Genomic DNA, 23,596 nt, shown 5'->3' on the forward strand with positions numbered 1-23,596 from the left:
ATGTCAAGTAACAACAATCGTGACGAAAAGAACTTTAGCCAGGCCGCGCTAGATTATCATAAAGCAGAACCCAAAGGAAAAATTGAAGTAATCCCGTCAAAGCCGCACTCTTCTCAAAGAGATCTGTCATTGGCTTATTCTCCGGGAGTAGCTGTTCCTTGTATGGAAATTCATGATAAACCGGAAACTGTTTATGATTATACAGGAAAAGGAAACCTGGTAGCAGTAATTTCTAACGGTACTGCCGTACTTGGACTGGGAGATATCGGTGCTGAAGCTTCAAAACCGGTAATGGAAGGGAAAGGACTTTTGTTCAAGATCTTTGCAGATATCAACGTATTTGATATTGAGATCGATGAAAAAGATCCTGATAAATTTATTGAAATCGTAAAAGGGATTGCTCCTACTTTTGGAGGGATCAACCTTGAGGATATTAAAGCTCCTGAAGCTTTTTATATAGAACAAAGACTGAAAGAGGAGTTGAATATTCCTTTGATGCATGATGACCAGCACGGAACTGCTATTATCTCAGCAGCAGCACTGATCAATTCTTTGCAGATTGCAAATAAAGATATTGATAAAGTGAAAATGGTGGTCAATGGAGCAGGTGCAGCAGCTATTGCATGTACGAAGCTTTATATTTCATTAGGATTGAAAAAAGAAAATGTCCTGATGTGTGATAGTAAGGGGGTTATCAACCATAAAAGAGAAAACCTTACCCCTGAAAAATTAGATTTCATCGCTCAGACGGATATTGAAACATTAGAAGATGCTGTAAAAGGATCTGATGTTTTCGTCGGATTATCAAAAGGAAACGTAATGACTCCGGAAATGCTGTTGAGCATGAACGAAAATCCTATCGTATTCGCTCTGGCTAACCCTGATCCGGAAATTGCTTATGATCTTGCCATTGAAACTCGTAAAGATGTAATCCTGGCAACAGGAAGAAGTGATTATCCTAACCAGGTAAACAACGTATTAGGATTCCCTTATATCTTCCGTGGAGCATTGGATGTACAGTCTACAGGGATTAATGAAGAAATGAAACTGGCTGCCGTACACGCGATTGCTGATTTAGCAAAAGAACCGGTGCCGGAAGCTGTAATTTTAGCATACAACGTTCAGAACCTGCAGTTCGGAAGAGATTACTTCATTCCGAAACCGTTTGATAACAGACTGATCACAAAAGTATCAAGTGCCGTAGCGAAAGCAGCTATTGAAAGTGGTGTTGCCAGAAAAACGATTACGGATTTTGAAGAATATGAGCACCAGCTTTTAGACAGAATGGGAAGAGATGAGAGATTGGTAAGAATGATGCAGAGCCGTGCTAAATCCAATCCGAAAAGAATCACCCTTGGAAATGCTGAAGAATATAACGTATTGAAAGCAGCTCAAATCCTTTATGAAGAAGGAATTGCCTATCCAAGTCTTCTGGGAGATAAAAAATACATCAAGGAGCAGATGGAGCGTTACGGAATTACCCTGGATGTTCCAATCATTGATCCAAGCGATGACGATCAGAAAGAAAACAGAAAAAAATACAGAGAAACCCTTTGGAAACTTCGTCAGAGAAAAGGAATGAACGAGTACAAAGCGAAGAGATATGTTCGTCAGAGAGATTATTTCGGACCTCTTATGCTGAGACATGGTGATACCGATGGTCTTATCGTAGGATTCTCTAAAAACTATACTTCAGTTTTACGTCCTGTTTTAGAAGTTATTGAAAAAGATAAAGGAGTAGACAAAGTAGCGGCAATGATGATGATTCTGTCTGAAAAGAAACCTATTTTCTTCGCAGATACTTCCATCAATCAGAATCCTACCTCTGAAGATCTTGTGAATATTGCTAAAATGGCAGAATTTACAGTGAAATCTTTTGCTATAGAACCAAGAATTGCCATGCTTGGATTTGAAAACTTTGCTGCCATTTCTGAAACTTCCAAGAAAGTGGCTAAAGCAGTGAGCATCCTTCATGAGAAATACCCTAAAATGATTGTAGATGGTGAGATTCAGCCGGATTTTGCAATGAATGCGGATCACCTGAGCGATTATCCTTTCTCAAAATTAGGAACAACACCAGCGAACACATTCATCTTCCCGAATCTGGAAAGTGCTAACCTTTCTTACAAAATTATAAGAGGAATGAAAGTGGCGCAGGTAATAGGACCTATCTTAATGGGATTAAAGCAGCCGGTACATGTTCTTCAGATGCGTTCAAGCGTAGATGAGATCGTCAACCTTGCTACAATTGCTGTTCTTGATGCTCAAAGAAGAGAAAAGAAATCAAACTAATCAGATTTCTTATTCAAAAAACGACACTTTAAGCAGTGTTACTATAATAAAAGACTCCATATTTTGGAGTCTTTTGCTTTTCTGTTAATTCCTTGAATTCTTATTTGAAATTTAAGTTAAAAATCATTCGCACATGAAATGAAAACATTAATTAGTTTAAATTGCTATATTTGGGAGTTTTAAAAATTAATAATGATATTTTCTTTACAAGGCAACGTCCAAGAACTTACGCCTACCTACGCTGTCATCAATGTCCAAGGAGTTGGTTACTACGTGGGAATCAGTTTGATGACCTCACAGACGCTGGTTTTGAATCAGCAGACTTTCTTATTTATCCAGCAGATCATCCGTGAAGATGCTCATCTTCTCTTTGGATTTAACACACGTTTAGAAAAAGAAATGTTTAATCTGTTAATAAGCGTTAATGGAGTGGGTGCTGTTTCAGCATTGATTCTGCTGTCAACATTAAGCCTTGATGAGATCGCTTCTGCAATACTTTCCGGAAACAGTGCGCTGATTCAAAAAGCAAAAGGAATCGGTGCGAAAACTGCTGAAAGAATTATCGTAGATCTTAAAGATAAAGTACAGAAATACAGCGATCCAAACGCGAATATTTCTGTGATGGTGGATAATAAAATTAAGGAAGAATCGTTATCTGCATTAGAAGTTTTAGGGATTCCTAAACGTGCGAGCGAGAAGATTGCGGATAAAATTATAAAACAAAATCCAAGCATCTCGGTAGAAGAATTGGTTAAACAAATCTTAAAAAACATTTAACATTTGGTGGCGAATAGTAAGCATCTTAACATATTTTTGTTCCTGTCGTTCCTGTTTATGTCTGTCAGCGCTTTTGCGCAGGTACAAAAAGACACGGCGATTATAAGAAAACAATATGAAGTGGCCGACCCTACGAGGTACGAAGCCTATTACGATATAAAAACCGGGATGTACTATGTGTATCCTAAAATCGGAAATACCATAACGGGGCCTCCTACAGCAATGTCTCCGCAGGAGTATAAAGAATACATGCTTGCAACCCAGACTAAGGCCTATTACAAGGAAAAATCTGATAAATATAACCTTCTTTTCAGAAGAGACAGGTCAGACGCAAGGAAGAAGGGACTTATCCCTTCATTGTTGATTAATAACAGGCTTTTTGAAACGATTTTTGGAGGTAATAAAATTGAAATCATTCCTTCAGGGTATGCATCTCTGGATTTTGCCGGACTTTACCAAAAAATAGATAACCCGATGATCCTGCCTCAAAACAGGACCAGTTTTACCTTTGATATTGATCAGAGAATTCAGCTGGGATTATTGGGTAAAGTAGGGGAAAACCTTCAGTTAAAGGCTAATTATGATACCCAGAGTGGTTTTGCTTTCGAAAACAGGATGAACCTTGTTTGGCAGGCAAAAGGAAGCTGGAAAGATCTTCAAAGCAAAGGTCTTGGAAATGTAGATAAACCCAACGAAGGAGGAGAAGATAAAATCATTAAAAGAGTTGAATTTGGTAACGTAAATATGCCGCTTTCAACCAGTCTGATTCGTGGTTCACAATCATTGTTCGGGGTGAAAACAGAATTTCAGTTAGGAAAAACATTCGGAACCGTAGTCCTTTCCCAACAACAGGGTGAAGCTCGTAATATTGTAGTACAGGGCGGTGGTGTTATGAATAACTTTAAAGTCAATGCCATTGACTATGAAGAAAACCAGCACTACTTTTTAGGACACTATTTCCTGAATAAATATGATGATGCGTTACTTAATTATCCACAAATCAACTCAACCATCAATATTACCAGATTGGAAGTCTGGGTACTTGACCAAGGAAACAGTAACCTGGCTTACCAGAAAAGTATTATTGGGATCAGAGACCTGGGAGAAGGTCCTGGCGGAGTTACTTTGCCGGATAACTCTCTGAATGGTTTGTATGATGATGTTTCTACAGTAGCCGGAACCAGAGAAGCAGGAAAAAACTATGGTACTCTTTTCCAGGGACAGGTGCTTGGAGCAGATCCCACTCCTTATGATAATGGAGAACAATTCATATACAATACAAAAGCAAGAAAGCTGAATAGTAATGAGTTTACCTTCCAGCCACAGCTTGGATATATTTCATTAAATCAAAAACTTAATGACCAGCAGCTTTTAGCAGTTTCATACTCGTTTACCGTTAACGGAAGTAACAAAGTATACAAAGTAGGAGAGTTTTCTGAAGAAAGTCCTGTATTGGTTACTAAGGTATTGAGAGTGAATAATAAAGTGAACACTCAATCTCCGATGTGGGACCTGATGATGAAGAACATCTATTCGATAGATGCAGGACAGGTAGCGCAAGATGGATTTATTCTTAATGCATATTACAGAGATCCAAAAACAGGAGGTAAAGTAAACTATCTTCCGGATACTCCTGTAAAAGATCAGAATTTACTGAAATTATTTAACTGGGATCGTCTTAACATGAACGGAGACATCCAGAATAATAAAGACGGAAGCAAAGGAGATGGTATTTTTGACTTTGTTAACGGGATTACCATCAGACCGGAAACCGGAAGAGTAATCTTTACGAAAGTACAGCCTTTTGGTAACTACATGCAAAAGGTTTTAGGAGGAACTTTTAATCCTCAATACGTTTTCCAGGATCTTTATACCAAACAAAAACAAGAAGCTCTCTCCAGTAACCTTGCACAGAGATATACATTGGAAGGTCGTTATAAAGGTGTTCAGGGTCAAGGTATATCTTTAGGAGCAGTAAACGTTCCTCAAGGATCAGTAAAAGTAGCTGCAAACGGAGTACAGCTTACAGAAGGAGTGGACTACACGGTAGATTATATGCTTGGTACGGTTACTATCATCAATGAAAATGTAAAACAGTCCGGACAGGCCATTAATATTTCACTGGAAAACCAATTGACATTTAATACCCAAAGAAAAAGATTCTTAGGATTAAATTTAGAAAGAAGATTCAGTGAGAACTTTATATTAGGAGGAACTGTGATCAATTATTCAGAGTCTCCTCTTACCCAAAAAGTAAACTTTGGACAGGAAGCGGTAAATAACACCATGGCAGGGATCAACTTGATGTACAATAATCAGGCTCCTTATCTGACAAGACTTACCAATAAACTTCCAATGGTAAAAACGGAAGCACCATCTAACTTAAACTTTAAGATGGAAGCAGCATATCTGATGCCCGGGCTGAATAAAGGAACAAATAACCAGTCTTATATTGACGATTTTGAACAGACAACTTCCAAGATCTCATTAAAAGAACCGGCAGCATGGAGCTTAGCTTCAAAACCCGAAAAAAATAAATTGCCGCCATTTAATACGATACCTGGTAATGATGACTTAACAAGCGGATATGGAAGAGGGCTATTAACATGGTATAATATCGACCCTAGATTCTGGGGTGTTGGAGGGAAAGCTCCTTCAGGAATTACACCACAATCCGTATCCAATCACGCTTCCAGAAGAGTACAATATTCAGAGATTTACAATAACAGAGATTTCGTAGCCGGAGAGCAAACTTTCACCAATACATTCGATATCTCTTATTTCCCTAAAGAAAAAGGACCATACAACGTAAACCCTTTAACAGAACAGGCGCAAAGCAGATGGGCAGGGATTATGAGATCAATCAGTGTTCCGAACTTTGTTACTTCAAACATTGAATACGTTGAATTCTGGATGATGGACCCTTATGCAGATGGTAAAACACTGGGTACTGATCCAAAACTTTTACTTCATTTAGGAAACGTTTCTGAAGATGTACTTAAGGATGGAAAAATGCAGTATGAAAATGGATTGCCAACTCCTGGTACACCATCTTCTACTACAAATTCAAACTGGGGGACCCAGCCAAAACAACCGCCAATTTTATATGCCTTCTCTACAGAAGGAGATGACAGAAGAGTGCAGGATGCCGGATATGATGGTCTTACTTCTGATCAGGAAGCAATGAGATTTGGAAATACTTTTGTAAACCCGGTTACCAATATTGCTGACCCTGCAGTGGATGACTTTGTATTCTATCTTTCTGATAAATTTACAGGAAGTCAGGCGGCTTCAGTTGTAGAACGATACAAATATTTCAGAAACCCGGAAGGAAATTCAGAAGCAAACTCTCTGAACGTAGCTTCACAAACTCCGGATGCAGAAGATATCAATAAAGATTACAACCTTGACCAGACAGAAAACTATAATCAGTATGTGATCAAACTGGATCAGCAAAGTTTAGCGCTGGGAGGGAACAATATTGTAGATGTAAAAACAGTAAAAGCAAGCTTCCAGAACGGGCAGACTGCAGATGTAAAATGGTACCTGTTTAGAATTCCTGTTGCTAATTATGATAAAGCCGAAGGAACTGCAGATCCATCAGTATTGAACAATGTAAGATTTGCAAGATTAATGCTGGCAGGATTTGATCAGACCTCTACTTTAAGATTCGGAACAATGGATCTTGTAAGATCAGACTGGAGAAAGTATACCAGTAAAATTGCCAGTAATGATGTTCCTGGTGCAGACGAAGGAGTTGGTTCTGTAACAGATCCAAATTTTGAAGTAGGAAGTGTAAACATTGAAGAAAATGCATTGAACCAACCTCCATATGTATTGCCTCCGGGAATTGACAGACAGGTACTAAGTGGAAATGCCGGAGCTCAGAGACAGAATGAAGCTTCGCTTTACATGAAAGTAAAAGATCTTAAAACTGAGGCAAGAGGAGTGTTCAAAAATACAACGTTGGATATGAGAAGATACAAAAAATTGAAGTTGTTTGTACACGCTCATGATCCATTGAACAGAGTAATAGGAATGGATGAGAAAACCAAATTCTTTATCCGTTTCGGAAGTGATGCTACTGATAACTATTACGAGTATGAATCATCATTAAACCTGACTCCTACTACAGCAACAGCTCCTATGGAGATCTGGCCAATGGAAAATGAGGTCGATTTTGATGTTCAGAATTTTGTAGATGCTAAAATCAGAAGGGACAAATCAGGGGTTACTATTACCAATAGAACGGTTGACCCAGGGTATCAGCAACCTTATAAAAATATTTATATCAAAGGTAGACCAAGTTTAGGAAATATTACCACAATTATGATTGGGGTGAGGAATTCTGATCCAAGAGAGGCATCCACTATAACAAGAGTTCTTTGGGTAAATGAAATCCGTCTTTCTGAAATTGAGAATGATGGAGGATATGCAGGAAATGCCAGCTTGAACTTTAATATGGGAGATTTGGCAACAGTGAATGCCAATGCTTCTTATACATCTGTTGGTTTCGGTAATATTGATTCAAAACCTGCGGAAAGAACTCAGTCTACTCAATCTGCATTCAGTATTAATACAGCGATCAATGTAGATAAATTCCTTCCGGAGAAAACCGGGGTGAAAATTCCTTTAAACTATTCTTACTCACAGACCATTGAAGATCCGAAGTACAATCCTCTGGATACCGATGTAGAATTCAATAAGGCACCAAACAAGGATCAGTTGAAAAAAGTAGCGAGAACCTATACTCAGCAGAGAAGTATCGGTGTCGTTAATATGCATAAAGAAAGAGTAAATCCGAATAAAAAACCTAAGTTCTATGACATCGAAAACGTTTCGGTAACAGCTGTTTATAATGATGATTATTTCAGAGATATCTATACCAAGAGAAATTACAGACAGTATCTGAGAGGATATGTTGATTATAACTATACGTTTAAGCCGTGGGTAATCAAACCTTTCAATAAAATGATCAGTGATACCGCGAAGTCTACGAAGTATTTAAGATGGGTGAAAGAATTCAATTTTAATCCTATTCCTACAAGAATATCTTTCAGAACTGAAATCGACAGAAATTATAACGAACTTGAGTTCAGAAATGTAGAAGCGATCCTTAACGGAGATATGAATAGTAATTTTGATGCCATCAGAAACAGAAACTTCTTCTTTGGATGGCAGTATGGATTAGGATTCAATTTCACCAAATCATTAAAACTGGAAATCAATTCTGCAACCAGAACCCTTAATGATAATCTGGATGTGAATTCTATGGATAACAAATCAATCTTCGGGAATGTATTCAGAGCCGGAAGACCGGTATTGTATAATCACAGAGCACAGCTGAACTATAAACTGCCGTTCCAGTACCTGCCTTATCTGGATTTCATTGATGCTGAAGTAGGATACGGATTTACCTATAACTGGGCAGCAAGATCTACTTCGTTGACTGGATTTATCGATCCTAATACGAACAAGACAGCAAGTTTAGGATCTGTTGGACAGAATACCAATGTTATTCAGGCAACAGCTTCAGCAGACCTTCCGAAGTTCTTTGGTCAGTTTAACTATTTCAAAAATATTAATGCCAAACTTCAGAAACGCAGACAGGAGATGGACTCTCTGAACAATGTGTATACAAAACAATGGGAGAAAAACAGATACAGATATAAGAAATATAAATTTAAAAATAAGCTTACTCCACTTCAAAGTGCAGCATTCTTCCTGACTTCTTTCAAACAGTTAAACGTAAGTTATAACGAAACGAATGGAACGGTACTTCCGGGACTAATATCAGCTCCAAACTGGTATGGATCCGGACAGACATTGGGAGGTCCAACACTAGGATTTCTTTTAGGATCACAGGCAGACATCAGAAGAACCGTAATGGAAAACGGATGGGTGAGTGATTCCAATTATATGACAGATCCATATGTAAGAATGTCTACCAAAGAATTGAGAGCAGACTTACAGGTGATGCCAATGAACGATCTAAGAGTTGATCTTAATGTGTTGCATACCTTTAACAGTAACTTCTCACATACAGGATTTAACTATACCAATGGTGGGGTTCCTGATACGGATTTTACATTTGCCAGCGAAATGATAACATATTCCAATACAACGACACTTCTTAGCACATCATTTAAAGATGGACAGGCTGTTTATCAGGCGATCAGAGAAAATGCAAGAGCTCTTTCCCAACAGCTGGGAGGTCCGGGAGCAGTATTGGATAACAATGGATTTGCTCAGCATTATAGCATTGGAAATGCCTATGTATTAATCCCTGCCTTTAGAGCTGCTATGGAAGGGAAATCTGTGACACCAATGACTAATCCTAAAAAAGCAGGATTCCCATTACCAAACTGGAGAATTACCTATTCCGGATTAAAAAATATCCCGATAATCAGTGGGCAATTCACGAAGTTTGATATCTTACATGCCTATACAGCTACCTATACAGCAACTGGTATTCAAAGCAATGTAGATTATCATGGTAACCCGAACGGATACTACCAGACAGTAGATGATTTAGGGAACGTAATCAAAAATGCTGGAGACAAGATCAATCCATATACATTTGCACAGGTGGGATATGTAGAATCTTTCTCACCACTTATCGGGATAGATGTTACCATGAGAAACAATATGCAGTTTGGGATACAATACAACAAAACAAGAATGATGGTATTGGGACTGGTAAACCAGACGCTTACTGAAGATGCCAATACAGAATATGTGGTAAGACTTGGGTATATTGTCAGAAACTTCAGATTGGGAACAGCCAACATCAGAGGAAGAGGAACAAGAGGAAAAGGCAGTGATCTTAACATCAGAGGAGATATTTCATTAAGAGACAGTAAGACCTCCATTATGAATATCCTCTTGAATGATGCCCAGGTTACAGGAGGACAAAGACTGATGAATATCAAACTTTCTGCAGATTATAATGTTTCCGAGAATCTGAATCTGAGAGTATTCTATGAACAGATGACCTCCAAGTATAAGATCTCTACAGCATTCCCGCTGTCTACGATCAGAGCCGGTATTTCAGCCACATTTACATTTGGCGAATCCGGAGGCGGATTCTAAAAATGATACAAACTTAAAAGTCCTTCAGTTTTGAAGGACTTTTTTTATATCCAATATTTGAAGCTACTATATTTTTGAATACATTTGTACAAAATAAAAATTAAAAAATGAACACACCATCAGAATTAAAGTACACCAAAGATCACGAATGGATCAAGATCGAAGGTAACGTTGCTACAATCGGTATTACAGACTTCGCTCAGGGAGAACTTGGAGACATCGTATATGTAGACATAGATACTGTAGATGATGATCTTAATGGAGGAGATGTTTTCGGAAGTGTAGAAGCGGTAAAGACTGTTTCAGATCTATTCTTACCTATTGCTGGAAAGGTTATTGAGTTCAATTCAGAATTAGAGGCTCAGCCTGAACTGTTAAATACAGATCCTTATGGAGACGGATGGATTATCAAATTGGAAATTGCTGATGGGGCAGATCAGTCTGAGTTACTTTCTGCAGATGATTACAAAGCTATCATTGGATAAGATTTCAAAAATATTTAGTAAGATATTGCCCATTTATTGGGCATTTCTTACTTATATGCTTCTTAAACCCGGAGAAGAGAACCATGAATATTGGTTCATGTTCAGTGGTATTGATAAAATTTTACATCTAAGTATATTCGCAGCCTTAGGTTTCTCTTTTATTGCTGCATTTCCTAAAATAAAATTCTCATATTTTTTTCAGATCATCCTTATCTATGCGTTCCTTACTGAAATTTTACAGGAAGAAATGGGATTGGGGAGATCTATGGAAACATTAGATATCGTAGCAGATACTATCGGATGTCTGTTAGGATACTATATATATAAGCTATTAATCAAGCGATTCTTTTAGTCATACCAACGGCTTTTGTAAAGAACTGTATTTCTTTTTTCCTCTACAGGGAGCATTAAAGCTTCCCCAAACCCTTTCACCTTCAAACCCTCTAACTTTTATAGGAGCTCCATCCTGCTATTCATTTTTACTCCTCGCGCCTTTGCTCTCCCGCCCTTCATGCCCTCATCTCTCTAATCTCTGCTGCGGGGTAATCATTTCTATCAGGGCTAGGGTATGAGACGAATTATGAATGATAAGTTATGAATGATGATCCAGGGTTCGTGTTATGAGGATCAGATTACAAAATACCGGGTTCATTCTATTCAATAGAAGGAACATTATCCCCAACTTATCTAAAGCATGTTTGTTTTAAAACAGCATTAGCTATTATATATATGTATACCTTTCATTACCCATTACAAATACTCTCCACCCCACCCATTCTCCACGCCTCTCCCGCATCCCTCCTCCCTCCAAACAAATGTTTAAAATTTTTCTCACTGCGTTCCAGTTGATTAGGGCTTAATATTACGTAAAGGTAAAATTTATGTTAAATAAAGTTGCGTGGTGTGTAGTAAGTTTCTATCTTTGCCCCACTGAAAAACGAGAGTATAACAGTAGCGCAGAGGAGCTTTTAGCTAAGCATAAAACATTAATATACTTCAGAAGAGACGGGCAAAAAAACTTTAAAATTTTTCACAAAAAGAGTTGCGGGTTTAAAAAGAGTTTGTATCTTTGCAGTCCCAATTACAGGGAGCGCAGGAGTATAGAGATTGAGGTTTTGGAAGAGGATTAAGGTTACTTAAAAAACTTTAAAATTTTCTTCATAAACATTTGGTCAAATCAAAATAAAGTTTTACTTTTGCACTCGCAAATACGGAGCGCCACTGACAGAAGAGAGTGCTTCGTTACAAAGCGAAAGATATAAAGATCATTGACATACAATATAACAACCAAGTAAGGAAAAACTAAAGCGTTAAAAAACTTTGAGTGAGTCAGACAAACATACAATGGAGAGTTTGATCCTGGCTCAGGATGAACGCTAGCGGGAGGCCTAACACATGCAAGCCGAGCGGTATAGATCTTTCGGGATCTAGAGAGCGGCGTACGGGTGCGGAACACGTGTGCAACCTGCCTTTATCTGGGGGATAGCCTTTCGAAAGGGAGATTAATACCCCATAATATATCAGATGGCATCATTTGATATTGAAAACTCCGGTGGATAGAGATGGGCACGCGCAAGATTAGATAGTTGGTGAGGTAACGGCTCACCAAGTCTACGATCTTTAGGGGGCCTGAGAGGGTGATCCCCCACACTGGTACTGAGACACGGACCAGACTCCTACGGGAGGCAGCAGTGAGGAATATTGGACAATGGGTGAGAGCCTGATCCAGCCATCCCGCGTGAAGGACGACGGCCCTATGGGTTGTAAACTTCTTTTGTATAGGGATAAACCTACCCTCGTGAGGGTAGCTGAAGGTACTATACGAATAAGCACCGGCTAACTCCGTGCCAGCAGCCGCGGTAATACGGAGGGTGCAAGCGTTATCCGGATTTATTGGGTTTAAAGGGTCCGTAGGCGGATGTGTAAGTCAGTGGTGAAATCTCACAGCTTAACTGTGAAACTGCCATTGATACTGCATGTCTTGAGTGTTGTTGAAGTAGCTGGAATAAGTAGTGTAGCGGTGAAATGCATAGATATTACTTAGAACACCAATTGCGAAGGCAGGTTACTAAGCAACAACTGACGCTGATGGACGAAAGCGTGGGGAGCGAACAGGATTAGATACCCTGGTAGTCCACGCCGTAAACGATGCTAACTCGTTTTTGGGCTTTCGGGTTCAGAGACTAAGCGAAAGTGATAAGTTAGCCACCTGGGGAGTACGTTCGCAAGAATGAAACTCAAAGGAATTGACGGGGGCCCGCACAAGCGGTGGATTATGTGGTTTAATTCGATGATACGCGAGGAACCTTACCAAGGCTTAAATGGGAAATGACAGGTTTAGAAATAGACTTTTCTTCGGACATTTTTCAAGGTGCTGCATGGTTGTCGTCAGCTCGTGCCGTGAGGTGTTAGGTTAAGTCCTGCAACGAGCGCAACCCCTGTCACTAGTTGCCATCATTAAGTTGGGGACTCTAGTGAGACTGCCTACGCAAGTAGAGAGGAAGGTGGGGATGACGTCAAATCATCACGGCCCTTACGCCTTGGGCCACACACGTAATACAATGGCCGGTACAGAGGGCAGCTACACTGCGAAGTGATGCAAATCTCGAAAGCCGGTCTCAGTTCGGATTGGAGTCTGCAACTCGACTCTATGAAGCTGGAATCGCTAGTAATCGCGCATCAGCCATGGCGCGGTGAATACGTTCCCGGGCCTTGTACACACCGCCCGTCAAGCCATGGAAGTCTGGGGTACCTGAAGTCGGTGACCGTAACAGGAGCTGCCTAGGGTAAAACAGGTAACTAGGGCTAAGTCGTAACAAGGTAGCCGTACCGGAAGGTGCGGCTGGAACATCTCATTTTAGAGCGTCTTTAGGGACGATAAACAAAATTAGTACGCAAGTACAAAGTACTTACTTAAAGTAAAGCTTTAGTTTTTTGTTTGGTTGGTTATATTAACAATACAAAACCCACTAGAAATTAGTAAAGGGAAAGAGATTGAGAAATGCAGAAGAGGAAAAGGGATTACTTATTACTCATGGATCATTACTCATACAAAGTCTCGTAGCTCAGCTGGTTAGAGCGCTACACTGATAATGTAGAGGTCGGCAGTTCGAGCCTGCCCGAGACTACTAATTAAAGCGGCTGGCAAATAGCTTATAGCTGAAGGCAATAAAGCCAACAGCAAGGAGCAAATCGCCAACAGCACCTAGAGGGGGAATTAGCTCAGCTGGCTAGAGCGCCTGCCTTGCACGCAGGAGGTCAAGGGTTCGACTCCCTTATTCTCCACAGTTTTGGAAGACTGATTTAAAAGTTACGGATGGAGCCAAAAACAACATCTGTTCATCAGTTGAACAAGAAGACATTAAGATCATTGACATTAACGGTAAAGACATCACAAAGAGAAAACCGAGCGCATAAAGCGCTTGAGTAACCAATAGGAAAGAAATCGTTAAGGGCGTATGGCGGATGCCTAGGCTTTCAGAGGCGAAGAAGGACGTGGTAAGCTGCGAAAAGCTGCGGGGATTGGCACACACGAATTGATCCGCAGATGTCCGAATGGGGCAACCCGTCTGGTTGAAGACCAGTCATCCCTTAGGGGAAGCAAACCCGGAGAACTGAAACATCTAAGTACCCGGAGGAAAAGAAATCGAAGAGATTCCGTAAGTAGTGGCGAGCGAAAGCGGATTAGCCCAAAAGCTGATATATGTTTAATAGAATGTTCTGGAAAGAACGGCCGTAGAGGGTGATAGCCCCGTATATGAAAGGCATATTTGAGTGATAAATGAGTAGGGCGGGACACGTGAAATCCTGTCTGAATATGGGGGGACCATCCTCCAAGGCTAAATACTCCTGAAAGACCGATAGTGAACAAGTACTGTGAAGGAAAGGTGAAAAGCACTTCGAATAGAAGGGTGAAATAGAACCTGAAACCGTACGCCTACAAGCGGTCGGAGCAGCATTAAGCTGTGACGGCGTGCCTTTTGCATAATGAGCCTACGAGTTAATTTTACTAGCGAGGTTAAGGTATTAAGTACCGGAGCCGGAGCGAAAGCGAGTCTGAATAGGGCGCATAGTTAGTAGGATTAGACGCGAAACCTTGTGATCTACCCATGGGCAGGTTGAAGCTCTGGTAACACAGAGTGGAGGACCGAACCGGTTGACGTTGAAAAGTCTTCGGATGACCTGTGGGTAGGGGTGAAAGGCCAATCAAACTGGGAGATAGCTCGTACTCTCCGAAATGCATTTAGGTGCAGCGTCGTATATAAGTTTATTAGAGGTAGAGCTACTGATTGGATGCGGGGGTTTCATCGCCTACCAATTCCTGACAAACTCCGAATGCTAATAAATGTTCTACGGCAGTGAGGGCATGGGTGCTAAGGTCCATGTCCGAGAGGGAAAGAACCCAGACCAACAGCTAAGGTCCCAAAATATATGTTAAGTTGAAACAACGCGGTTGGACTGCATTGACAGCTAGGATGTTGGCTTGGAAGCAGCCATTCATTTAAAGAGTGCGTAACAGCTCACTAGTCGAGCGGTCCGGCATGGATAATAATCGGGCATAAACATATTACCGAAGCTATGGATTTATATTTTAGATATATCTGGTAGGAGAGCATTCTATTTGCGCCGAAGCAGTATCGTGAGGTATTGTGGAGCGGATAGAAAAGAAAATGTAGGCATAAGTAACGATAAAGCAGGCGAGAAACCTGCTCACCGAAAGACCAAGGCTTCCTCAGCCATGCTAATCAGCTGAGGGTTAGTCGGGACCTAACGCGAACCCGAAAGGGGTAGTGGATGGACAATGGGTTAATATTCCCATACTTGCTCACACTAAAAAGGGGACGGTTGGATGTAGCTGCTAAAGACTGACGGAATAGTCAAGGCCTAGCCTTCGGGCGAAGCTGCTGTAGTGTAATCTGATCCAAGAAAAGCCGAAGTGAAGCAACCCGTACCAAAACCGACACAGGTGGTCGAGGAGAGAATCCTAAGGTGCTCGAGTGAGTCGTGGCTAAGGAACTAGGCAAAATAGTCTCGTAACTTCGGAAGAAGAGACGCCATCAGCAATGGTGGCCGCAGTGAAGAGGCCCAGGCGACTGTTTATCAAAAACACAGGACTCTGCTAAATCGAAAGATGCTGTATAGGGTCTGACACCTGCCCGGTGCTGGAAGGTTAAGGAAGGTGCTTAGGGTTAAACCGAAGGCATTAACTGAAGCCCCAGTAAACGGCGGCCGTAACTATAACGGTCCTAAGGTAGCGAAATTCCTTGTCGGGTAAGTTCCGACCTGCACGAATGGTGTAACGATCTGGGCACTGTCTCAGCCACGAGCTCGGTGAAATTGTAGTATCGGTGAAGATGCCGATTACCCGCAATGGGACGAAAAGACCCTGTGAACCTTTACTATAACTTCGTATTGACTTTGAGTAAGTAATGTGTAGGATAGGTGGGAGGCTTTGAAGCTTGCACGCTAGTGTAGGTGGAGCCAACGTTGAAATACCACCCTTTACTTACTTGGAGCCTAACTTCTTTTAGAAGGACATTGCGTGGTGGGTAGTTTGACTGGGGTGGTCGCCTCCAAAAGAGTAACGGAGGCTTTCAAAGGTACCCTCAGCACGCTTGGTAACCGTGCGTAGAGTGTAATGGCATAAGGGTGCTTGACTGTGAGACCTACAAGTCGATCAGGTGCGAAAGCAGGACATAGTGATCCGGTGGTTCCGTATGGAAGGGCCATCGCTCATAGGATAAAAGGTACTCCGGGGATAACAGGCTAGTCTCCCCCAAGAGCTCACATCGACGGGGAGGTTCGGCACCTCGATGTCGGCTCGTCACATCCTGGGGCTGGAGAAGGTCCCAAGGGTTGGGCTGTTCGCCCATTAAAGTGGCACGCGAGCTGGGTTCAGAACGTCGTGAGACAGTTCGGTCTCTATCTATTGCGGGCGTTAGATGTTTGAGAGGGCTTGATTCTAGTACGAGAGGACCGAATTGAACAAACCTCTGGTGTATCAGTTGTACCGCCAGGTGCACCGCTGAGTAGCTACGTTTGGAAGAGATAAGCACTGAAAGCATATAAGTGCGAAACTCGCCTCAAGATGAGACATCTTTTAAGGGTCGTTGGAGATGACGACGTTGATAGGCTACAGGTGTAAAGACAGTAATGTCATAGCCGAGTAGTACTAATTACCCGTAGATTTATAGTCTATGGTTACTATATAAACCAGGTGCTTTATGTGCATTGAAGGTTTTGTCTTTGTGAAAGTTTTTATCGCTTAAAAACGCAATTGGCAACTAGCAGTTAGCGATTGGCAAAAAGCCAAAAGCAATGAGCAAAAAGCCAGATGCTATATACCTTCTTTAGGGTGGTTTTAGCGGTGGGGCTCACCTGTTCCCATTCCGAACACAGAAGTTAAGCCCACCAGCGCCGATGGTACTGCGAAAGCGGGAGAGTAGGCCGCCGCCAGTTTTTATTTTATTTTTAAAAAATCCTTTATCTTATGATAAAGGATTTTTTTTTGTTGTATAACCCCACCTATCCGGCTAAGCCCAGTTCAACCCAGCCCAGCTTACAGATAAATGATGAGCAATAAGTAATAATATTTATAATCAAAGTTGATCAATTGCAGCCTGAAATCCGGATCTCATAACTTATAATTCATAATTCTCTTCCTTATAGCCCCGATAGTAATGGTTACCCCGCAGCATGTGTGGGAGAGCCATTGGGTTGGAGCTCGGGAGAGTGCTGGCGTGAGGAGTATGAATGGATAGCGGGAGAAGGCTCCTATGAGTCACTTATTACTCCTATATTATCATTTATAAATCTTACCTAAGAATACTTTAAATCTAAGATTAAAATTTTCTATTAAATTTCATCATATGTTGAAAAAAATGTATATTAGAAAAAGCGTAATCCGAAAAGCTACAATAGAGTAGGAACTATCAAAAACTAAATAACTATGAAAAATCTAGTAAAGATTTCAAGAGAGGGTTTAAAATCACTGAAAGGAAGTGGAGGGCCGACGTGTCCGGATGATCCGGCATTTGGAATGTGCTATCCTCCGGGATGGCCTAATGGAATTTGTTTGAGCAAATATCAATGCTGTATGAGGCTTGGAGGGCCTATAGAGTTTTGCGAAGAAGAATATGGCAAGTAATTCTTATAATTTAAAGGTATAAATAAAACACGGCTATTTCAAACAGAAATAGCCGTGTGTTTATTTATAAATGTATTGATCAGACTTGAATTACTCCTAAGTTGAATTTCTCAGTAATAGGAGCGTGATTGGCTGCTTCAATCCCCATAGAAATCCATTTTCTTGTATCTGCAGGGTTGATGATGGCATCTGTCCATAATCTTGCTGCTGCATATGTAGATTCAGTTTGTTTCTGATATTTTTTTGAAATTGTATCAAGAATTTCGTTGTGTTCTTCTTCAGTAATTTCTTTTCCTTGTTTCTTTAATGTAGATTCCTGGATCTGAGCAAGTACTTTTGCTGCCTGTGCTCCTCCCATTACGGCTAGATCTGCCCAAGGCCATGCAACAATTAATCTTGGATCGTAAGCTTTTCCACACATTGCATAGTTTCCGGCTCCATAAGAATTACCTGTAATGATGGTAAATTTAGGAACTACAGAATTGGAAACTGCATTTACCATTTTAGCTCCGTCTTTGATAATTCCGCCATGTTCTGACTTGGAACCTACCATAAACCCGGTAACATCCTGTAAGAAGATTAAAGGTATTTTTCTTTGATTACAGTTAGCAATGAATCGTGTAGCTTTGTCTGCAGAATCTGAGTAGATAACTCCACCAAACTGCATTTCTCCTTTACCACTTTTAACCAGCTTTCTCTGATTGGCAACAATACCTACAGACCACCCATCAACTCTGGCTGTTGCACAGATAATACTTTTACCATAATCTGGTTTGTATTCTTCATATTCAGAGTTATCCACAATACATTTAATAATTTCATAGGTGTCATATTGCTCAGCTCTGGAAACCGGCATAATTCCGAAGATATTTTCAGGGTTTTCTTTTGGTTGAAAACTTTCAATTCTGTCAAAGCCAGCTTTTTCAGTACTTCCGAGAGATTTCATGATATTCTTGATTCTATTCAAAGCATCTTTATCATCCTTAGCCTTATAATCTGTTACTCCTGAAATAGAACAGTGGGTGGTAGCGCCTCCCAAGGTTTCATTATCAATACTTTCACCAATAGCTGCTTTTACAAGATAGCTTCCGGCAAGGAAAATAGAGCCTGTTTTATCTACAATCATGGCTTCATCACTCATAATAGGAAGATAAGCTCCTCCGGCTACACAACTTCCCATTACGGCAGAGATCTGGATGATTCCCATAGAACTCATTTTAGCATTATTTCTGAAAATTCTTCCAAAATGTTCTTTATCCGGGAAGATCTCATCCTGCATTGGAAGATAAACACCAGCAGAGTCTACCAGATAGATGATCGGGAGCTTATTTTCCATGGCAATTTCCTGTGCTCTCAGATTTTTCTTTCCTGTGATTGGAAACCATGCACCCGCTTTTACAGAAGCGTCATTTGCAACGATGATACATTGTCTTCCGGAAACGTAGCCGATAACAACTACAACGCCTCCGCTAGGGCATCCTCCATGCTCCTTATACATTTCATATCCTGCAAATGCTCCTATTTCTATGGAATCTGAATCTTTATCGAGAAGATAATCTACCCTTTCTCTTGCTGTCATTTTTCCTTCATCACGAAGCTTTTGAAGCCTCTTCTCACCTCCTCCTTTTTTGATTTCAGTGAGTAAGCGATTTATTTCAGATAATTTTAATCTGTTTTGATCTTCTCGTTTATTGAATTCGATATCCATAAAATTTTCAATTTTTTACGCTTAAAGATACTATTTTTATGAGGAATACAAATAGGAAGTAAAACAGCTGTTTAATACTTTGGTTTCTAGTAAATTGTGAAATTTTTAACTAAAAAATATTTTTAAATAATTTATATTTTTTCTAACTTTACATCAGAGTAATGGAGGGTGATAACCTCTGAAAATTACTCTGTTCCTAGTTTATTTTTTTAATAGTTTATTATTTGAAGGCCCTGAAAGTTTAACAAATTTTCAGGGTTTTTTAGTAATGCCTGCAGTTGTTAGTAATATTTTCTATATTCTACAATATTCAGGTCGGTAACATGATTTTTATGTTTTTTATATTTTTTAGTGGGAATAAAGCCTAATTTCTCCGGAATTTTTCTGCTGGCTATATTTTCTTCATCTACAGGATATAAAATATACTCAAAAGTAAAATTCTTTTCCAGGAATTCTATGAGGATCGTTATGATTTCAGTTCCTAATCCTTTCCCTTGAGAACTCTTTTTTAGCCATAAGCCAAGTTCAACAGATTCTTCCGTTATATTATGGATACCGCAACATCCTGCAAAATCACCATTAGAGTCCAGAGCAACCATTACAAGATCTGTGTTTTGTGATAAAGATCTTTTTGATTCATTAACAAAGGTTACTATATCCTGTCTATTCCCTTGCGGGTCAAAAGGCATGTACCTAGTCACCTCATTTGTAAAATGCTCCAAAATATCATCTATGTGTAAGTCTTCGACAGGCCTTAAGGTCAGATGTTTTGTTTTGATTTCAATGCTCGGACTTAATATCATAATTGGTTGATTGATCTTTTTATTAAATTAATAGAAAACGTTCTGAATTAAGAGTAAAGCTATTAAAAACTTTATTTATTATCTTTTTATTAATGTAAATTTATATTTTTTTGCAAGATTTATAAAAGCGTATTTGTAAATTTGCACGTTAAAATTCAAAGGAGATAGGTTATGCATAAATTGGCGCTTTTCAGGTTGCATTTAATAGTGTTTTTGTGGGGTTTCACTGCAATTTTGGGAAAATTAATTCATGCCAATGCTCAGATCCTTGTGTTTTACAGGATGTTGTTTGCCTCTGTTTTTCTCTTTGTATTCATCAGAGTCTTTAAGAAGGAAAGTATAAAGGTTTCGAAAAAAATATTTTTTCAGCTGGCAGCAATAGGTTTTGCAATGGCACTCCATTGGTATTGCTTTTTTTATTCCATTAAAGTTTCCAATGTTTCTATTGCACTAAGTTGTCTTTCTTTATCTACACTTTTTGCCTCGATTCTGGAACCTATTATTTTTAAAAGAAAAATTGATATATCTGAAGTCATTATGGGAACGGTCATTGTTGCCTGTATACTACTAATTTTTAAAACAGAGTTTCATTTTAAAGAAGGAATTATTTATGGAATCCTTTGCGCTGTATTTGGGACTGTTTTTTCTGTTTTTAACGGTAAAATATTTGGCAAAACGAGTTCAGGAAATATTATTTTTTATGAAATTTTCTGTGGTTGGTTTATTTTAATGATATTTTATTTGCTTTCAGGGCAAATTTTTCAAATGAATGAAATAAACTACCGCGATTTGGCGTTAATATGCTTGTTAGCCAGTGTTTTTACCGCTTTTCCCATGTTAGAATCGGTAAAATTAATGAAGTATATATCACCTTTTACTTTAATTTTAACAGTTAATTTAGAACCTGTTTACGGAATTATACTAGCTTTTTTTATCTTTGGGGAATCAGAACATATGAGCCCTATATTTTATATTGCTTCAGGAGTTATGATACTGGCTATCATTGTAAATGGATTAATTAAAGCCAGAAAAACTAAAAACTTAAACTAAGCATCAAATTTATATGATGAAAAAATATCTTTTACTTGCATTTTCACTGCTGTTTGGGCTGTCTCAATCTCAGATTATCAGGAAATATTCCAATGAATTCTTAAATATCGGAGCCGGAGCAAGAGGTCTTGCAATGGGTGGGGCAGTAATCACCAATCAGGATGATGTATATTCTCCTATGTGGAACCCTGCAGGTTTGATGTCAGTTGAAAGAGATTGGCAGGGTGCAGCCATGCACGCAGAATACTTTGAGTCTATCGCAAAATACGACTATCTGGCGTATGCGAAAGTACTTGAAGAAGGTGTTTTTGGTGTTTCAGTGGTAAGACTTGGGGTAGACAATATTCTGAATACTACCCAGATGATTGACTCTGAAGGGAACATTGATTATGATAAGATCACTAAATTCTCTCAATCCGATTACGCGGCTATTCTTTCTTATGCATTCAGACCGGGAGGAAATCCTAAACTGGATGTTGGGGTGAATGCTAAAATTGTCTACAGAAATGTGGGTAAATTTGCTAGCGGTTATGGTTTTGGGTTTGATGTTGGTGCTATCTATAAAGCAGATAATGGATGGAAGTTTGGTGGTATGGTAAGAGATATCACTACTACCGTAAACTTCTGGAGTATCAATCAGAAAGAACTTTCAACTGTTGTAAATGGGGAAGAATTCAACCCGGCACCTAAAGATAAACTGGAACTTACAATGCCTAAGCTGAATGTAGGCGCCAGCAAATTATTTGAAATCAATAGCAGCGTGTATGTATTACCAGAAGCAGGTATTAACGTAGATTTTGCTAAAACCGCTTCATTAATTTCCACAGATTTTGCAAGTATCAGTCCATATGCCGGAGCTGAGTTAGGCTATCAGAAAATGATTTTTGTTAGATTAGGGATCAATAGATTCCAGTCTATTACAGATATAGAAGATCTTAAGAGAAAAGTTTCTTTCCAGCCAAGTGCAGGTCTCGGGATAAGATACAGAGGGCTTACATTGGATTATGCGATTACAAATTCAGGAATTGGAGGATCTAATTTCTATTCTAACTTCTTCTCATTGAAATTGGATATGGGAGCATTCAGAAACGATTAAAATAATAAAAATGAAAAAGGTATCAATGCTGATGTTGGCAGTATGCTCAACAATAGCTTTTGCACAGAAAGTTTCAGACTACAAATATGTTGCAGTTCCTGAAAAATTTGAAACATTTAAGGAAGATTATGGGTTGAAAGACTTTTTCACTAAAGCTTTGAAAGGAAAAAAATATATTATACTTCCGGTAATTAAAGATAACTGGCCTTCAGAAGCTAAAAATAATTTCTGTAATGTAATTAATGCTGATGTAATTAATGATAAAAATTTATTCAAGAATAAAGTAATAGTACAGTTTAAAGATTGTAATAATAATATGATTCTGGAGTCCAAAGGAGGTTCAAAAATCAAAGAATTTGACGAAGGATTACAGGATGCACTGAAAGAAGCTTTAATAAAAATGCCGGTTTCTAACTCTGCTGCATTATTACCAGCATCCACTAATGGTCAGAATACATCTTCTGAGTCTGCTGTATCTGTTGTATCTACTACGGCTCCGGAAGCGAATAACTACTCAAATGGAAAACTGGATCTTCAGAAAATACAGATTGATCCTAATCAATTTATTTTAGCAAGGTCTGGCAGCTCAGTACCATTTGCAGCTTTCAAAACAACTTCTAAGAACTCAGTTTTCATTGTAAAGCTGGCTGATGGAAATACTACCATAGGATATTTTGAAAACGGAAGCATTGTGATAGATATCCCACAGGCTGACGGAAGATATTCCAAAGAAGTTTTTGTGGCAAAATAATCTGAAAATAACAAAATAATAAACATAAAAGGCTCTTAAAAAAGAGCCTTTTTATAATATATATGCTGATGTGTTTTTCATTTTTTTGAAAAGTTTAAAAGGTGTTTGTAACTGGATTTTCTACAAGAAACATATACTATACAGAAACAAAAAATAGTCATCATCCGTATTGGTAAATGAAAATGCAAAAAGATTTATAAAATGAGAAAAATTTTCATAGTATTACCGTTATTAGTTGATAATACTAATTTATGAAAAAAATATAAATAATGCTATTATTTAGTAAAATATTTATTTATTTGTATTTTTTGTTGATAAATTATCTTGTGTTTAAGGGAATGTTGATTCTTGTTACTGATTAATGAAATAAAAAACAGATATAAAATTTTATAAAA

Annotated in this window: 11 protein-coding genes, 2 tRNA genes and 3 rRNA genes; 14 read left to right on the forward strand and 2 right to left on the reverse strand. The window is 39.1% G+C overall.

Annotated features, from left to right (window positions below; translation table 11 throughout):
- From KIK00_RS18655 to KIK00_RS18705, 11 genes are all read left to right on the forward strand, one after another.
- A complete protein-coding gene (locus KIK00_RS18655; RefSeq protein ID WP_255813818.1) occupies nucleotides 1-2,292 on the forward strand; it encodes an NADP-dependent malic enzyme in 2,292 nt (763 codons plus the stop codon).
- A gap of 192 nt (nucleotides 2,293-2,484) precedes the next feature.
- Nucleotides 2,485-3,069: a Holliday junction branch migration protein RuvA gene (gene ruvA / locus KIK00_RS18660; RefSeq protein ID WP_255813819.1), complete on the forward strand. Its 585-nt coding sequence runs from the start codon at nucleotides 2,485-2,487 to the stop codon at nucleotides 3,067-3,069.
- Nucleotides 3,070-3,126: 57 nt separating this feature from the next.
- The gene (sprA, locus tag KIK00_RS18665; protein ID WP_255816685.1) at nucleotides 3,127-10,161 is read left to right on the forward strand and encodes a cell surface protein SprA; all 7,035 of its coding nucleotides are present in this window, start codon (nucleotides 3,127-3,129) and stop codon (nucleotides 10,159-10,161) included.
- Between the two features lie 107 nt (nucleotides 10,162-10,268).
- A complete protein-coding gene (gcvH, locus tag KIK00_RS18670) occupies nucleotides 10,269-10,646 on the forward strand; it encodes a glycine cleavage system protein GcvH (RefSeq protein WP_047373847.1) in 378 nt (125 codons plus the stop codon).
- Nucleotides 10,621-10,998 (forward strand): VanZ family protein, encoded by a 378-nt coding sequence (locus KIK00_RS18675; protein ID WP_255813820.1) that lies wholly within the window; start codon nucleotides 10,621-10,623, stop codon nucleotides 10,996-10,998. The genes gcvH and KIK00_RS18675 overlap by 26 nt, the downstream gene beginning before the upstream one ends.
- Nucleotides 10,999-11,987: 989 nt before the next feature.
- Nucleotides 11,988-13,504: ribosomal RNA gene (locus KIK00_RS18680) — 16S ribosomal RNA — on the forward strand.
- Nucleotides 13,505-13,700: 196 nt separating this feature from the next.
- Nucleotides 13,701-13,774, forward strand: a tRNA-Ile gene (locus tag KIK00_RS18685).
- Between the two features lie 83 nt (nucleotides 13,775-13,857).
- Nucleotides 13,858-13,931: transfer RNA gene (locus tag KIK00_RS18690), tRNA-Ala, on the forward strand.
- Nucleotides 13,932-14,084: 153 nt separating this feature from the next.
- Nucleotides 14,085-16,842 (forward strand): 23S ribosomal RNA (locus KIK00_RS18695).
- Between the two features lie 155 nt (nucleotides 16,843-16,997).
- Nucleotides 16,998-17,105, forward strand: a 5S ribosomal RNA gene (gene rrf, locus KIK00_RS18700).
- The 16S, 23S and 5S rRNA genes sit together here with 2 tRNA genes alongside, the layout of an rRNA operon.
- A 490-nt stretch (nucleotides 17,106-17,595) precedes the next feature.
- Nucleotides 17,596-17,793: a hypothetical protein gene (locus KIK00_RS18705; protein ID WP_255813821.1), complete on the forward strand. Its 198-nt coding sequence runs from the start codon at nucleotides 17,596-17,598 to the stop codon at nucleotides 17,791-17,793.
- Between the two features lie 79 nt (nucleotides 17,794-17,872).
- Here KIK00_RS18705 and KIK00_RS18710 read toward each other — a convergent pair whose 3' ends face one another.
- Both KIK00_RS18710 and KIK00_RS18715 read right to left on the reverse strand, forming a co-directional pair.
- Nucleotides 17,873-19,501 carry an acyl-CoA carboxylase subunit beta gene (locus tag KIK00_RS18710; RefSeq protein ID WP_255813822.1) on the reverse strand — a complete coding sequence of 543 codons (1,629 nt, stop codon included), beginning with the start codon at nucleotides 19,499-19,501 and terminating at the stop codon, nucleotides 17,873-17,875.
- A gap of 281 nt (nucleotides 19,502-19,782) precedes the next feature.
- The gene (locus tag KIK00_RS18715) at nucleotides 19,783-20,304 is read right to left on the reverse strand and encodes a GNAT family N-acetyltransferase (protein WP_255813823.1); all 522 of its coding nucleotides are present in this window, start codon (nucleotides 20,302-20,304) and stop codon (nucleotides 19,783-19,785) included.
- Between the two features lie 171 nt (nucleotides 20,305-20,475).
- Between KIK00_RS18715 and KIK00_RS18720 the strand changes: the two genes are divergently transcribed.
- Genes KIK00_RS18720 through KIK00_RS18730 form a run of 3 tightly spaced genes read left to right on the forward strand, consistent with a single transcriptional unit; the run spans nucleotide 20,476 to nucleotide 23,201 of the window.
- Nucleotides 20,476-21,354, forward strand: coding sequence for a DMT family transporter (locus KIK00_RS18720; RefSeq protein ID WP_255813824.1), 879 nt, complete (start codon nucleotides 20,476-20,478; stop codon nucleotides 21,352-21,354).
- 13 nt (nucleotides 21,355-21,367) lie between these two features.
- A complete protein-coding gene (locus KIK00_RS18725; protein WP_077413805.1) occupies nucleotides 21,368-22,450 on the forward strand; it encodes a PorV/PorQ family protein in 1,083 nt (360 codons plus the stop codon).
- A 10-nt stretch (nucleotides 22,451-22,460) separates the two neighbouring features.
- Entirely contained in the window at nucleotides 22,461-23,201 is a 741-nt protein-coding gene (locus tag KIK00_RS18730; RefSeq protein ID WP_255813825.1) for a hypothetical protein, read from the forward strand.
- Nucleotides 23,202-23,596: the final 395 nt, after the last annotated feature.

The sequence above is a fragment of the Chryseobacterium sp. MA9 genome, from assembly GCF_024399315.1.
Taxonomy (GTDB): Bacteria; Bacteroidota; Bacteroidia; order Flavobacteriales; family Weeksellaceae; genus Chryseobacterium.